Genomic DNA, 14,477 nt, shown 5'->3' on the forward strand with positions numbered 1-14,477 from the left:
ATAAAATGCAGGGATTTGCAACAGAATTCAGAACTGCTTTCGCCCTGATCCTGAATGGGAATCCAGAGCTTTGGGCGATTGTGCTGCTTTCCCTGAAAGTTTCCATTTTTGCGGTTTTGATTTCCGCTTTGATTGGCATGCCTGTTGGCGCTGCATTGGCCGTTGCGCGTTTTCCCGGGCGACGAGTGTTGATCATTCTCATGAACGCACTGATGGGCTTCCCGCCGGTTGTCGTGGGTTTGCTGGTCTATCTGATGTTATCGCGGTCGGGACCTTTGGGAGTTCTTGAACTGCTCTACACACCAACCGCGATGATCATCGCACAGGTCGTTCTGGTGACGCCAATCGTGGCTGCGCTGACGCGCCAGGTGGTTGAGATGTTGGCCGAGGAATACTCGGAACAGCTCCGTTCGCTGGGCGTGTCTCGTTTGGCCTCTGTTCCTGTGCTGCTGTGGGACGCGCGGCTGGCGCTTGTTACTGCCCTGTTGGCCGGGTTCGGCCGCGCCATTGCCGAAGTTGGTGCGGTCATCATCGTCGGCGGCAACATAAACCACGTCACCCGCGTCATGACGACGACCATCGCGTTGGAAACCTCAAAGGGAAATCTGGCGCTGGCGCTGGCGCTAGGGGCGATCCTGATCGGTATTGCGGTGGCGGTGAACGCGATGGTCAGCACGCTCAGCCTGCGGGCCGAGAAGGAGGGGTTGCGTCATGCGTGACCTGGTCCCTGAAACGGTTCGTCATATCTCGGTCAGTGGTTTGCAGATCTCAAAGAAGGGCACCGCCTTGCTGGATGTTCCGCGCTTGGATTTGGATGGGCCGGGGCCGACTTTGATCCTTGGGCCAAATGGGGCAGGTAAAAGCCTGTTGCTGCGGTGCCTGCACGGCTTGATTGCACCCGACAGGGGGCGCGTGGAACAGGATGGTGTTCCCTTGAATAAGGACCACAAGGCGCGGCAGGCGATGGTCTTTCAGAAACCCGTTCTGTTGCGCCGGTCAGTCGCGGCCAACATGGGTTTTGTTTTGAAACGGCAGGGTCTGCATCGCACGGCTCGTAAGGCGCGCATCGCGGAATTGCTGGCCGAAGGCGGGCTGGAAAGCAAGGCGCGCCAATCCGCCAGATCGCTGTCTGGTGGTGAGGCGCAAAGGCTGGCCATACTGCGCGCGCTGGCGTTGGACCCGGACACGCTGTTCCTGGACGAGCCGACGAGCGCTCTGGATCCCAGCGCCACACAGATGATCGAACGGATGATCCTGCGCGCCTCGACCCGCGGGGTGCGGATCGTCATGGTCACGCATGACGTTGGTCAGGCACGTCGACTGGCGGCGGATATCGTAATGATGCACGGTGGCCGTGTGGTTGAACACGGGGACGCACAGCAGGTATTGGATGCCCCCCGAAGCGATGCCTCTCGCAGGTATCTGGCAGGTGGCTTGGTCACATAACAAAAAAATGGAGTTCGGAATGATCCGGAACGTCTTTCGGGCAGCATTAGTTTCACTTGGCTTTTTTGCAGGCCCGGCACTGGCCGAAGAGCCTTTTATCGTGGTGCAATCGACAACCTCGACCCAGAATTCGGGGCTGTTGGATTACATCCTTCCGTGGTTCGAAGCAGAGACCGGGATCGACGTGCGCGTTGTGGCAGTCGGCACTGGTCAGGCGATCCGAAACGCGATCAACGGGGACGGCGACGTTCTGCTGGTCCATGCCAAAGCGGACGAGGAGCAGTTCGTCGCAGACGGTTGGGGCGTTGAACGGTTTGATGTCATGTACAATGATTTTGTTCTCGTCGGGCCAAAATCCGATCCAGCCAAGATCAAGGGCAGATCAGATATTGTGGCAGCTCTGACTGCGGTGTCCGAAGCGAAGGCACCATTTGCCTCGCGTGGGGATGACAGCGGCACCCACAAGGCCGAAATGCGCCATTGGAATGCCGCAGGTGTCGATCCGACCGGTGTCTCGGGCACTTGGTACCGCGAAACGGGCTCCGGCATGGGGGCGACATTGAACGTAGCCAGCGGCATGGATGCTTATACTTTGACCGATCGCGCGACGTGGGAATCATTTGGCAACAGAGGAAACCTTGAAGTGTTGGTCGAAGGCGACCCGCTTCTGTTCAACCAGTATGGTGTAATCCTCGTGAATCCAGAGAAACATTCTGGCGTGCGTGCGGCGGCCGGACAGCGTTTTATTGACTGGCTTGTCGGCCCGGACGGGCAGGCGGCCATTAAGTCTTATCAACTGAATGGCCAGCAGTTGTTCTTTCCGAACGCAAACTGAGGCAAATCACCCGCTGGCACCATTATGGTGGATGGTTCCAAGTCCGGAAAGGTCGTAGCCACCGAACTCATCCGCGCGGGTTGCGAACCTTTCCGATTGCAGAAAACTCAGCAGTTTGAGCATCGGTTCGTCGAAATAGGCCCGCCGCCAGATCGCAAGATCCAGACGCTCGGAATGCGTGGGGACAAACCCTAGGTCGTACAGCCCGGCCAGTGCGCCTAGCCCGAAACCGGCCTCGGCCTTGCTGTCATGCAGGGCTATGGCCAACTCCTCTTCGGTGCGGGCGCAGGTCGGCAGGGTTTCCAGATCGTCACGTGTCATGCCGTGGGCGTCCAGTTGTGCATCGAACAACCTTTGGCTGGCCGCACTGTCCTGACGCAAGATGACGCGTCGGCCTTTTAAGTTCGCAAAGTCCTCGATATCCGCCGCGCTCGGAGCCAATAGCAATCCACGCTGCCGTTGCGCGACTTCGAACAGAACGACCGGCGCCTCACCCAAAGCGTCTCGAAGGTTTTGGGTGTTGAACCCGTCATCTTCATGAATATGCAGTGCCGCTGCCTGTGCCGTTCGATCCTTGAGGCGCGTCAATCCGTCGAATGATCCGTCATAGTACGTCGCCAGACCCGAACCACTTTCGCGCAGCGCCCAGTCCAGCAGCGGATCATGGCTGCCCGCGACAATCGGGGGCAGGGGTGGCTCTGCCACCTGCGGGCCGGAACGCGAGGCGTTCAGCCAGGCAATCACCTCGGCCCGTGGAAACAGCAGCTTGCCCATGGCGCGCACGCAGGGAACCTCGCCCGACGAGGCGAGATCGTAGGCCTTCCGCTCGCCAATGCGCAGCAGGTCGGCCAGTTCTTTGGTGGTCAGGTATTCGGACATTCAGTCGAGACGCACAGCCGAGCCGGTCCCTGCATCTGCTGCACTGAAGCCGATCTGTTGCAGCGCAAATGGCGCGGCGACAGTTATCACCGCCATTACGGCGACAGCTACAAGAAAGGCTTTCATAGTCTCCTCCGGCTCAGTTTTCCGGTGCCGTTGCGCGGCGCAGGAAGGCGATCAGGTCGTCCCGGTCCTGAGGTTGAGTAATCCGTTGCATCGGCATCTTCGACCCCGGGATGTAATGGTCCGGCCCTTCGTCAAACAAAGTGTTTATCGTTTCGTCATTCCAAATGATATCAGAGTCTTGCAGCGTGTCCGAGTAAAAATATCCCGGAAGTGTACCTGCTTTGCGCCCAAACACGCCATGCAGCGTCGGACCTGCTCGGCGTTGGCCATCCGGGGTCAGGCTATGGCAGATCGAACATTTGCGGGCGAACTGACGTTCCCCATTTTCCATTTCCTCGGGATCTTTCAGAAAGCTGGGCTCAGCCGCAGCCATCTGTTCCTGATCTCCTAGCGCAGCGACTGGCCAGCTATACATGGCCTCGTCAATGCCGCCCGCGTGCAGGTTCTGCCCGTCAGTGGAAAAGGCCAGCGCCCAGACCGGGCCGCGTAAGGTGGCCCTGAAATCCTGCGCGATACGCCATTCGACCGTGTCGATCACCATGATGTAGCCTTCGCCGTCCCCTACAGCCAGCATGTTACGATCAGGGCTGAGGGCCAATGCCAGAATCGGGCGGCGTTCCAGCGTGAAATCGCGTTCGTCCCCGGTCGTCAGATCAAGGATGCGAGTGACGCCGTCAACTGCACCATAAGCAATCCAGTTGTCCTGCTCGTTCAGCACCAGCTCATTGATGCCAAACCCGTGTTCCACGAACCGGTTGGTTTCCTGTCCGCTGGCAACGTCCCATATGCGTAGTGAACCATCGATACCTGCGGAATACAGTTCCGAACCGTCTGCAGAGAATTCGACGGCATTCACACCGCTTCCAGTCGGCCCGAGTAACGATGGCGCCGAGCCATCGACTGGCCATAGTCCGATGGTTCCATCCCAACTGGCCGTTGCCACATGGGTTTTCGACGCGGCGATACCAACAATTTTGCCTTTGTGTTGTCCGACGACCTGACCTCCGGGCCATTGGCGCAAGGTGAAGTCGTCTCCGGCCGAATAGATCGCAGTGCCATTGAACACCACGGAATTTACGGCCGCTTCGTGGCCCTCCAGCCAATTTGGGGTTTCATCCGTCCAAACTCCGACCGAGTTGTCAAAGCTGGCTGTAGCGATCCGTCCGTCTGGTGCCGTGGCAATGCCCATGATGGGTCCGCCATGGCCCTTGAGCGTAAAGAACTCGGCCATCGCGGGCAGGGGCAGCAGCAGCAGTGCCAGAGCAAGCCTGCGCATTTATTCGGCGGGCGAGGCCGCTCCTTCGCTGGCCTCTTTTGCCTGCACCTCTTCCAGCCACAGCGAATGATGCTCGCGGGCCCATTGCTCTTCTACCTCTCCGGTTCCCATGGCGTCGAATGCACCCTCCATTCCGACCGAACCCAAGTAGATATGAGCCAAAATAATGGCGATGAAGGCGTAGGCGACCATGACGTGCCAAACTTGGGCGTATTGCATTTCCTCCTGCGGGGACATTTGCACCGGCAGGTTCAGCCCCAGCATTTGCGGGATGCCTGTGGCGTTGGCGATCGAGAATGTCTTGGCAAACAGCGGCATTTCAAACGGGAACAGCAGCGACAATCCGGACAGACTGATCGAAACGCCAAGCAGTATGCAAAGCCAGAAGATGATCTTTTGTCCGGCATTGAATTTCTTGGCTGGGGGATGGCTGCCTTTCGTGAAAAGGCCGCCGCCCGCGGCGAGCCATTTCAGGTCGACCCGGTTGGGGAAGTTATGGCTGATCCAGTTCACGGTGACGATGATCAGCCCCAGCATGAAAGCCCATGCGAGGTTATTGTGCAGCCATTTGCACCCCTGAGCGATTGCCGCGAAACCTTCCTTGCCGAAGATCGGGATCAGGAAGTCGCGACCGTAAAGGGTCAACAAACCTGTGATGCCCAGGATCAGGAATGACCCGGCAAACAGCCAATGGCCGAACCTTTCAAAGCCACCAAAGCGGGTGACGGTCCGCCCCGTCTTTTCGCCGTCGATCCTTATCTTGCCCCGGATCAGGAAGAACAGCAGCAGAACGACAAGCATTCCGCCAATAATATAGCTGCCATATTCACGCAGCGGACCGGTACGGAAGTTCAGCCACCACATGCCGCCGTCCTGAATTAGTACGCCGGCCGCCGGGCCTTTGGACGACACTGTCACATCAGCCGAACCATAGCGCAGCGCGCGATAGACATCGCTGTCCGAGGCAACTCCGCGCGTACCCAACTGACCAAGTAAACCTTCGGCGTTGTCCTGGCCTGTATTGCCCGAGCGATAGCTGTTATCCACCTTTTCACCGCGCTGTCGCGCCATGATATCCTCAAGCGTCGTCGCGCCCCCGGTCTGCGCCCTGTCAGTAGGGGCAGGGGCTTCGGCTTCACTTGATTGGGCCACAGCGGTCTGGGCCATCGTACACGTCAGCAGCAATACGGCGAGTAAGCGGAACATCTGAACCTCGGTCAAAATCCCTGTTCAGACGACCCACGAACGCGGGTCGTCTGTCTGGTTCCCAAAGACGGTTTTACCCGTCTTTCTGGTCGTAGGCCGTACCCCAACCCCAAGCACCCGAGCCAAACCCGCGCGCGACGACGCGCTCACGGTAGATGGCGGACACAACGTCGCCGTCACCGGCGAGCAGGGCCTTGGTGGAACACATCTCGGCACAGATGGGCAGTTTGCCCTCGGCGATCCGATTGCGACCGTATTTTGCGAACTCTGCGGTCGAGTTGTTTTCTTCGGGACCACCGGCACAGAAGGTACATTTGTCCATCTTGCCGCGCGAACCGAAGTTGCCTGCTTGTGGGTATTGCGGCGCGCCGAAGGGGCACGCATAGAAGCAATAGCCACAGCCAATGCACAGGTCCTTGGAGTGCAGGACGACGCCTTCTTCATTCTGATAGAAGCAGTCGACCGGGCACACCGCCATGCAAGGCGCATCCGAACAATGCATGCAGGCCACCGAGATCGAGCGCTCGCCCGGGTTGCCGTCATTGATCGTCACCACCCTGCGGCGGTTGATGCCCCACGGCACCTCGTGTTCATTCTTACACGCGGTTACGCAGGCGTTACACTCGATGCAGCGTTCAGCGTCGCAGAGAAACTTTGCTCTAGCCATTATCGTCCTCCTTACGCTGCCGAGATCTTGCAGAGAGTACACTTGGTCTCCTGCATCTGGGTCACGGAATCATAGCCATAGGTCTGGGCGGTGTTGGTACTTTCACCCAGCACATAGGGGTCTGCACCTGCGGGGTATTTGTGCCGCTGGTCTTCGCCCTGGAAATGGCCGCCAAAGTGGAACGGCATAAAGGCCACGCCGGCACCGACCCTGTTGGTCAGCATCGCCATCACCTTGACCTTGCCGCCCTCGGGACCTTCGACCCAGACCTGTGATCCGTCACGAATGCCAAGGTTGTTGGCATCGCGGGGATTGATCTCGACGAACATGTCTTGCTGCAGCTCGGCCAGCCACGGATTTGACCGCGTCTCATCACCGCCGCCTTCATATTCGACCAGACGACCAGACGTCAGGATTATCGGGTAATCCTTTGAAAAGTCGTTCTTTTGGATCGAGGCATAAAGGGTGGGCAGGCGATAAGCCTGACGGTCCTCGTAGGTTGGATAATCCTCCACCAGATCGCGCCGCGGTGTATAAAGCGGTTCGCGGTGCAGTGGGATCGGATCCGGGAAGGTCCAGACGACCGCGCGTGCTTTTGCGTTCCCGAAGGGCGCACAGCCATGCTCGATCGCGACCCGCTGGATACCGCCAGACAGGTCGGTTTTCCAGTTGGTCTCTGGCCCTGCAACGGCGTCGATTGCTGCCCGCTCTTCAGCGGTCAGGTCACCGTCCCAACCAAGGTCCATCAGCATCTGCATCGTGAATTCGGGATAACCATCCTGAATTTCCGACCCAGCGCTGTAGACCCCTTCGGCCAGCAGGTTGTCGCCATCACGTTCCACGCCAAAGCGGGCACGGAAGGTCAGGCCACCTTCGGCCACCGGTTTGGACATGTCATAGAGGTTTGGTGTCCCTGTATGACCCATCTCTGCCGTGCCCCAGCAGGGCCAGGGCAGACCGTAATACTCGCCGTCGTTTGGTCCACCAATGGCCTGCAGCGTGGTTCTGTCGAACGTGTGCTGGTTGGCCATGTGGCTTTTCAGGCGTTCCGGTGACTGACCGGTGTAACCGATGGTCCAGAGGCCCGAGTTGAACTCACGCGTGATGCTTTCAACATTCGGTGTTTCCGGGTCGTCCATTTCGATGTTACGGAACAGACGATCCGCCCATCCGAATTTGTTGGCGAACTTGGCCATGATGACTTCGTCCGGCAGGCTTTCGAACAGCGGTTCCACCACCTTGTCACGCCACTGCAGCGAGCGGTTCGATGCCGTGACCGAGCCACGGGTTTCGAACTGCGTACAGGCGGGCAATAGGTAGACGCCATCGGTACGGTCATGCAGCACGGCCGAGACGGTGGGATACGGGTCGATAACGACCAGCATGTCCAGCTTCTCCATCGCCGTCTTCATTTCCGTCATCCGGGTCTGTGAGTTGGGCGCGTGGCCCCAAAGCACCATGGCGCGGACGTTGTTGTCCTGATCCATGTTTGCCGGGTCTTCCAGAACACCGTCGATCCAGCGGGAAACAGGGATGCCGCGTTCGTTCTGAAGCGGTTTGTCCTTGCCTTCCTTGTCTTTAATCGTGGCAAACTGGCCAGCGAGCCATTCGGGTTCTTCACCCCAGACGCGTGCCCAGTGGCCCCATGCACCCTTCGACAGGCCATAGTAGCCGGGCAGGGTGTGAGACAGAACACCAAGGTCCGTCGCGCCCTGCACGTTGTCATGGCCGCGGAAGATGTTGGTGCCACCACCCGATGTGCCCATGTTGCCCAGAGCAAGCTGAAGCACGCAGTAAGCGCGGGTGTTGTTGTTGCCGTTGGTGTGCTGCGTACCGCCCATGCACCAGATCACCGTACCAGGACGGTTGTTGGCCATTGTCCGTGCAACACGCTTTAGCTGTGAGCCTGGTGTTCCGGTGACACGCTCGACCTCGTCCGGGTTCCACTTGGCAACCTCTTCACGGATCTGGTCCATGCCCCAGACACGGGTGCGGATGAACTCTTTGTCCTCCCAACCGTTGTCGAAGATGTGCCACAGAATACCCCAGATCAGCGCAACGTCCGTGCCGGGGCGGAAGCGGACATACTCATCCGCATGGGCCGCGGTGCGTGTAAAGCGCGGGTCGCATACGATCAGCGGCGCGTTGTTTTGCTCTTTCGCGCGCAGAACATGCAGCAGCGAGACGGGGTGCGCCTCGGCCGGGTTGCCGCCGATGATGAAGATGGCACGTGAGTTATGGATGTCATTGTACGAATTGGTCATGGCGCCGTAGCCCCATGTGTTCGCAACACCCGCAACAGTGGTTGAGTGGCAGATTCGGGCCTGATGGTCCACGTTGTTCGTACCCCAATAGGCGGCGAACTTGCGGAAAAGATAGGCCTGTTCGTTGTTATGCTTGGCCGAGCCCAGCCAGTAGACGCTGTCCGGCCCGGATTCCTCGCGGATGCTCATCATGCCGTCGCCGATCTCGTTGATCGCCTCTTCCCAGCTGATGCGCTTCCACTCGCCGCCTTCCTTTTTCATCGGATACTTGAGGCGGCGCTCGCCGTGGGCGTGCTCGCGAACCGCAGCCCCCTTGGCACAATGTGCACCCAGGTTGAACGGGCTGTCCCAACCGGGTTCCTGCCCGATCCAGACGCCGTTCTGCACTTCGGCGACGACTGTACAGCCGACCGAGCAGTGGGTGCATACGGATTTGATATTCTCGACGGCCTGATTGGCCGCGGTCTGGGCACTGGCTGGCGTCACGGTTCCACCCGTGGCGCTGATCGCGGCAAGGCCGCCGATCGTCAGGCCCGAGCCACGCAGGAATGCGCGGCGATCGACGGTTTTCTCGCCGATTTGGGACAGGATACTTGTCCGCTGGGGGCGTCTCGCAACCCCGTTGGTCTTTTTCCTAAGCATTTCGTTCCTCCCTTGCGCGCCGTGTAAGCCACGGCTGGCTTGGTACTGCTGATGCCGACGTCAGGGCCAATCGCAACCGTCAGTCGGGTGTGACGTCGTCCGGGTTAGAACCGGGCGCTGTCGAGATATGCGCGGGTATGCGCGGTGTCCTGCATCCGGTTTTCGTCCTCTGGCAGCTCGGCTGCTTCGGCCTGTCCAGTCAGGCTGGCAGCGGCAACGGCAGCAGGTGCAGCGGTTCCGGCCAGTTTGAGGAAGTCACGGCGGGTTGCGCCTTCTTCCTTGGTCTTGCTCATGGGTTTCTCCTCTCCCATTTGCACTTTGACGCCTTTCAGGGCGTCGGCGAATGACAGCGCTTTACGCCGTCGTCATTCGGAAGGCCTCGCGTTCGATTTCCGTGAACACCCGACCAGCAGTGCCGACCGAGGCATAGAGAACCGAGTTTTCAGCACCTTCCAAATCCGAATAAAAATGCGTGGCCCAAGGGCCGATGTGTTTGCTCCAGAAAGCCTTCTGGTCTTCCAAAGACGCAGGCTGACCGAAACGCCCAACGATCATGCCTGCCATCATCTCCATCAGCGAGGCGATGTTGTCTTCGGGCTCGAACACGTTTTGGGCGCGGGTGATCCCGCGTGCGGCCATGTCATTGCGTAGCTGTGCTAGTGGTTTCTCGTTCAGGAATCCCGTGAGGTAGAAACTGGCATAAGGCAGAAGCTCGCCACGGCCCAACCCGATGAACAGCGCGTTGAATTCGCGCTCTGCCGCTGCGGGCTTTGTCACTTTCGCAACACGCGCCATGGCCTGAATGGCCTGACCCAGATCGGTGTCGTCTCCGGTCAAACCCGACACCTGATCCAACAGAATCTGATCCGGCGGGGCTGCCAGCAGCAGCCCAAGAAAGTTGTAGAAATCCGCGCGCAGGCGATCCTCGGCCGAGACATCCAGATTTTGCGCGTTGCTTGCGGTCATAGGGTTATCCTTCGAATTCAAATTTCATGCGGCGCGGGGCAGGAGGGCTATCTTCCTCTTCCGGTTCGTCGACTTCCGCCACAAACACCGGCTTTGGTGCGGGCTCTTCGGTGGCCACAGGTGCTTCTGACGGCACTTCAATGTTGAGCGTCTCGTCAGTCTCATCTTTGTCAGTCTCGGCCGCCAGCGCTTCGACATGGGCGAGCATGCCTTTTCCCACCTGATACGCGGTCTGGATGTTTTCGATCACGCAGGCGGCGTCCGTGTAGTCTTCGCCATAATCCACCAGCCCATCAACGTTGGCCAATACCGGGTTCAAGCGCCAAAGCCGGCGCAAGGCCCGGCGGCGCAGCCGGTCAGGGACCGCTTTGGCCATAAAGCCTGAAACGTCGTCACCAGCCTGCAGCTGATCGGGGTCGGGAAGATTGAATTCGGCCAGAATCTCAGCGTCGCTCTTTTCTTCCAGCTTGGCCTGCTGAAGGGCAACATCCTGTTTCTCGGCCGCGACAACCTCGGCCTCGGCTTCCGCCTGAACGGCGGCCTTGCGACGGGACCAGAAATCGCGGACTTGGGTCATTGCACGATCCTCCGCGGGGCGCGGTAGACGTCTGACTCCTGCCGGATACGGGCATCACCCTTGCCTTCCTCAACAAGGTCGGTCCGTTTCTTATCTCGGCGGCGTTTGACGAAAACTTCTTCCCGGTGGTGTTCCAGCGCGAAATCCCGAACCCAAGCGATCAATCCTTCGGTCATTGGAATTTTCTCGACGATCTCTTCGCCGGTATCCGCGTAATCCTGTCCTTCGAACGGAGACGCCGTGACCAGCACCGCATTCAGGGGCTGTTCGCCCTTTAGCTCATCACGCAGAACCAGATAGATGGATGGCTGCCCGTCAGAGAGGTTGACCATGTAGGCTTCGCTCTCATCCGCCCACAATGTCAGAGGGAGTGTGGCGGCGTGGTACTCGACAGCTTCGCCCTCGCGGCGCATTTCAAGCCAGTCCGCAGGACCTGCACCGGGCAGGACGGCAACGGCACGCCAGTTCCATTTCGCCCAGCGGGTTACACCGGGTGTTTTGCGCACAACGACGCCTATCGGCATTTCTACCTGGCTTGCGGCCTTGGCCACTGGCTCCTCCCCGAAAGACTCTCCCCTGTCTTTCCTCGGGTCCACTATGGTACACAAAGCGCTTTGGTGCCAAGCCCAAGCCCTACGACCTTAGTCGTAGTCCGGGGTAGCATATTCGTGATTTCATCGCGCAGATGCCTGTGTTTCTTTGATAAGACAGGCATTTGCGTGTGAAATCGCCTCGATTTGCCAAAGGGTTTACATTGCCGCGGGCGGGATACAGCCTACGAAGCGGAGCGACGGAGACTTTCCGGGGGAGGATCATGAGCACCAAACTACTTCTATGCGATTGCGCTGGGTCTCAGCCTCTGAATGCCGAGGAAATTGCCTCAGCCTGCGGGGCCGAATGCTCAAAAGTTCACACTGCGCTATGCACACGCGAAATGGAGCTTGCGGCGGCGTTTATGCAGGGCGGAGACGCCATCATTGCCTGCGGGCAGGAACAGGACACGTTCCAGGCCCTTGCCGAAGAGCTGAATATCGAAGCCCCCGGGTTTGTCGATCTGCGTGATCGGGCCGGTTGGTCCGAGCAAGGCGAGGACGCGACGCCCAAGATGGCTGCCCTGGCGGCGGAGGCGATGTTGCCGCAACCTGTCACGCCCAGCGTTGATGTCTTCAGCGAAGGGACTTGCTTGATCATTGGTCCCGGTGAAACTGCCTTCGGGCTTGCTGATCGGTTGTCGGACATACTCGCGGTGACGGTACTGGTTACCGATGAAGCCGAGCCGATGTCGCGCGCTTTTGATGTTGTGCGGGGACGTATCAAAGCGCTCAGCGGGGCGCTGGGTGGGTTTACTCTGCAATTAGACGCGTTTCAGCAGCTTGAGCCCGGCGGGCGGGGTGTGTTTTCCTGGACTGATGCCAGGGACAAGGCGCGTTCAGCCTGTGATATTGTTCTTGATCTGACAGGGGGAACGCCCTTCGTACAGGCCCCGGCCAAGCGCGAAGGGTACTTGCGGGCCGATCCACAGGACGTATTGGCCGTGGAGCGACTGGCCTTTGAAGCGGCTCAGTTGGTCGGGACCTTTGAAAAGCCGTTGTATGTGCGGATGGAAGAAACGCTGTGTGCCCATTCGCGCGCCGAACAGGTCGCCTGTACGAACTGTCTGGATATCTGCCCGACTGGAGCCATCACACCAGCCGGAGAACACGTAGAGATTGACCCGATGATCTGCGCTGGCTGTGGCGAGTGCGCTGCGGTTTGCCCCTCGACCGCAATCACTTATGAGGATCCACCGGTATCGGCGTTGTTGTCACGCATGCATATTCTCGCGCGCACTTACCGACGTGCAGGTGGGACTGCACCGCGGCTATTGGTTCACGATGCCCACGGGGCCGAGATGATCCGTCTGGCGGCTCGTTTTGGGCGCGGGTTGCCTGCGGACGTGATCCCACTGGAACTGAACGTGATTTCGGGCTTTGGCCATGCCGAGATGCTGGCCGCTCTGGCCCATGGCTTTTCGCGCGTCGATGTCCTGTTGGCCCCGACGACCGAGCGTGATGCGCTGGATCGAGAACTTGCGCTGGCCCAAGCCATCGCTGCCCCGAATGCTCTGGGTTTGATTGACGAGGCTGATCCGGTCGCCATGTCTGACATTCTTTATCGGCAGGATGTGCCAGAGCCCTTGACTGACCCGGTTCTACCCTTGGGCAACCGCAGACAGATCGCTCGGTTGGCGGCGCAAGCTTTGAATCCGGGCATTGAGGCACCATTGCCGCTGCCGGATAACGCACCCTACGGCGCAATTGCGGTGAACACGGATGCCTGTACCCTGTGCCTCAGCTGTGTGTCGCTGTGCCCGTCGGGCGCGCTGATCGATAACCCGGATAAACCGCAATTGAACTTCCAGCAGGATGCCTGTCTGCAATGCGGCCTGTGCAAAGGTATCTGCCCCGAAGATGCAATCGCGCTCGTTCCACAATTTGATCTGAGCGACGCGGCCCTGTCTCAGCAAGTCCTGAACGAAGAAGAACCGTTTGCCTGCGTGGAATGCGGGGCCTTGTTCGGTGTGAAATCCACTGTTGAGCGGATCATGGAGAAACTTTCGGGCACGCATCCGATGTTTGCCACCTCGGACAAGGCGCGGATGATCCAGATGTGCGACAACTGTCGTGTGAAGGCCCAGTTCCAGCAGCAGGACAATCCGTTTCAATCCAACCCAAAGCCTCGTGTTGTCACGACCGAGGACTACTTCTCAAAACGAAAGGATCATTGAAGCTGTAGCGGGGCACCCAAGTCTGCAGCGCTGATGACTGAGACGAAGGCAAGAATGGCTTCAAGGTCCTCAAGCGTCATCTCGACCGGGTATATGGGCGAAGGGCGTTGAGGATCAAACGGGGCGGTCAGCCCGTCAATCTGCGTGAATGCGGGGTGGGGGTTCAGGGCAAAGAACGCCTCAAACCGCTCCGACCAGTCAGGCATGGCGCGCAGGACCGCGAAAGATGGTGTCGATCCTAGACCGTTCATCCGGTTCTTTGGTCCGATTACGTGGCACCTGCCGCAATGGGTCATCGACAGTTCTTCGCCACGCAGGGCGTCGCCGTCGATCACCGTTTCGGATTCCGCAGCCGCGACATCGAAACTGGCCGAGAAGGGCGCGCCCTGATCCGGCGCAAAGCTTTCAACTGTTCGCTTGCCGATATCGGATAACAGCCAGTCACGGAACCGTTCATGTTTGGCGTCGTCTTCGATCCGCAGGTGATAGATCACACCATCGCGGGCAAAGACGGGATCACCGGGCGGGGCGGTTTCCAAAACCAAAACGCCCGAGTCATCTGCAATAACGCGTATCCCGGTCTTGAGAGAAAAGCGTGGAAGGATATGTTGCAGCAGACCAGAGTCTGAAACCTCAGCCGGTGCTGCAAGACCAATTGCCTCTTGCGACCAAGAGGGGGTGGCAGAGAGCGTCAGGCTCAGGCACAAGAGGACAAAGCGCATGCCGCAGCCTAACGGTATGGCACTAAATGCGTCAATTAAACTGAATGAGACGGAGACACATGCAATGAGCGGCAACCACAGCTTGTCGATACGCAGAGCCCTAT

The 14,477-nt window shown here is 59.0% G+C and carries 15 protein-coding genes; 4 read left to right on the top strand and 11 right to left on the bottom strand.

The window, feature by feature from the left end:
* The first annotated feature begins 5 nt into the window (after positions 1-5).
* The 3 genes from ACR0AA_RS06350 to ACR0AA_RS06360 are packed head-to-tail and all read left to right on the top strand — an operon-like array spanning position 6 to position 2,281.
* A complete protein-coding gene (locus ACR0AA_RS06350) occupies positions 6-719 on the top strand; it encodes an ABC transporter permease (protein ID WP_480755683.1) in 714 nt (237 codons plus the stop codon).
* Positions 712-1,446 carry an ATP-binding cassette domain-containing protein gene (locus ACR0AA_RS06355; RefSeq protein WP_480755684.1) on the top strand — a complete coding sequence of 245 codons (735 nt, stop codon included), beginning with the start codon at positions 712-714 and terminating at the stop codon, positions 1,444-1,446. Before ACR0AA_RS06350 ends, ACR0AA_RS06355 begins: the two co-directional genes overlap by 8 nt.
* A gap of 19 nt (positions 1,447-1,465) precedes the next feature.
* Positions 1,466-2,281 carry an ABC transporter substrate-binding protein gene (locus ACR0AA_RS06360; protein ID WP_480755685.1) on the top strand — a complete coding sequence of 272 codons (816 nt, stop codon included), beginning with the start codon at positions 1,466-1,468 and terminating at the stop codon, positions 2,279-2,281.
* Between the two features lie 6 nt (positions 2,282-2,287).
* Here the strand turns inward: ACR0AA_RS06360 and ACR0AA_RS06365 are convergent, their stop codons facing one another.
* The 10 genes from ACR0AA_RS06365 to ACR0AA_RS06410 all read right to left on the bottom strand — a co-directional run bounded on the left by ACR0AA_RS06365 (position 2,288) and on the right by ACR0AA_RS06410 (position 11,435).
* Complete coding sequence (locus ACR0AA_RS06365; RefSeq protein WP_480755686.1) at positions 2,288-3,160, bottom strand: substrate-binding domain-containing protein; 873 nt, start codon at positions 3,158-3,160, stop codon at positions 2,288-2,290.
* Entirely contained in the window at positions 3,161-3,286 is a 126-nt protein-coding gene (locus tag ACR0AA_RS06370) for a hypothetical protein (RefSeq protein WP_480661339.1), read from the bottom strand.
* 13 nt (positions 3,287-3,299) lie between these two features.
* Positions 3,300-4,562 carry a c-type cytochrome gene (locus ACR0AA_RS06375; RefSeq protein ID WP_480661340.1) on the bottom strand — a complete coding sequence of 421 codons (1,263 nt, stop codon included), beginning with the start codon at positions 4,560-4,562 and terminating at the stop codon, positions 3,300-3,302.
* On the bottom strand, positions 4,563-5,768 hold the full coding sequence (locus ACR0AA_RS06380) for a formate dehydrogenase subunit gamma (RefSeq protein ID WP_480661341.1): 1,206 nt from the start codon (positions 5,766-5,768) through the stop codon (positions 4,563-4,565).
* Between the two features lie 73 nt (positions 5,769-5,841).
* Complete coding sequence (gene fdh3B, locus ACR0AA_RS06385; RefSeq protein WP_058273836.1) at positions 5,842-6,435, bottom strand: formate dehydrogenase FDH3 subunit beta; 594 nt, start codon at positions 6,433-6,435, stop codon at positions 5,842-5,844.
* 11 nt (positions 6,436-6,446) lie between these two features.
* Positions 6,447-9,341, bottom strand: coding sequence for a formate dehydrogenase subunit alpha (locus ACR0AA_RS06390; protein WP_480755687.1), 2,895 nt, complete (start codon positions 9,339-9,341; stop codon positions 6,447-6,449).
* A 104-nt stretch (positions 9,342-9,445) separates the two neighbouring features.
* Positions 9,446-9,634: a ubiquinol-cytochrome c reductase iron-sulfur subunit N-terminal domain-containing protein gene (locus ACR0AA_RS06395; protein ID WP_480755688.1), complete on the bottom strand. Its 189-nt coding sequence runs from the start codon at positions 9,632-9,634 to the stop codon at positions 9,446-9,448.
* A 61-nt stretch (positions 9,635-9,695) separates the two neighbouring features.
* The gene (locus ACR0AA_RS06400) at positions 9,696-10,307 is read right to left on the bottom strand and encodes a TorD/DmsD family molecular chaperone (RefSeq protein WP_480755689.1); all 612 of its coding nucleotides are present in this window, start codon (positions 10,305-10,307) and stop codon (positions 9,696-9,698) included.
* 4 nt (positions 10,308-10,311) lie between these two features.
* A complete protein-coding gene (locus ACR0AA_RS06405) occupies positions 10,312-10,884 on the bottom strand; it encodes a DUF3306 domain-containing protein (protein ID WP_480755690.1) in 573 nt (190 codons plus the stop codon).
* Positions 10,881-11,435: a DUF3305 domain-containing protein gene (locus ACR0AA_RS06410; protein WP_480661346.1), complete on the bottom strand. Its 555-nt coding sequence runs from the start codon at positions 11,433-11,435 to the stop codon at positions 10,881-10,883. Before ACR0AA_RS06410 ends, ACR0AA_RS06405 begins: the two co-directional genes overlap by 4 nt.
* A 263-nt stretch (positions 11,436-11,698) precedes the next feature.
* Between ACR0AA_RS06410 and ACR0AA_RS06415 the strand changes: the two genes are divergently transcribed.
* Positions 11,699-13,651 carry a 4Fe-4S binding protein gene (locus ACR0AA_RS06415; RefSeq protein ID WP_480755691.1) on the top strand — a complete coding sequence of 651 codons (1,953 nt, stop codon included), beginning with the start codon at positions 11,699-11,701 and terminating at the stop codon, positions 13,649-13,651.
* Here ACR0AA_RS06415 and ACR0AA_RS06420 read toward each other — a convergent pair.
* Positions 13,645-14,373: a c-type cytochrome gene (locus ACR0AA_RS06420; protein ID WP_480755692.1), complete on the bottom strand. Its 729-nt coding sequence runs from the start codon at positions 14,371-14,373 to the stop codon at positions 13,645-13,647. The two genes, ACR0AA_RS06415 and ACR0AA_RS06420, sit on opposite strands and share 7 nt — an antisense overlap.
* Between the last annotated feature and the right edge of the window lie 104 nt (positions 14,374-14,477).

The sequence above is a fragment of the Ruegeria sp. CE8 genome (assembly GCF_056537465.1).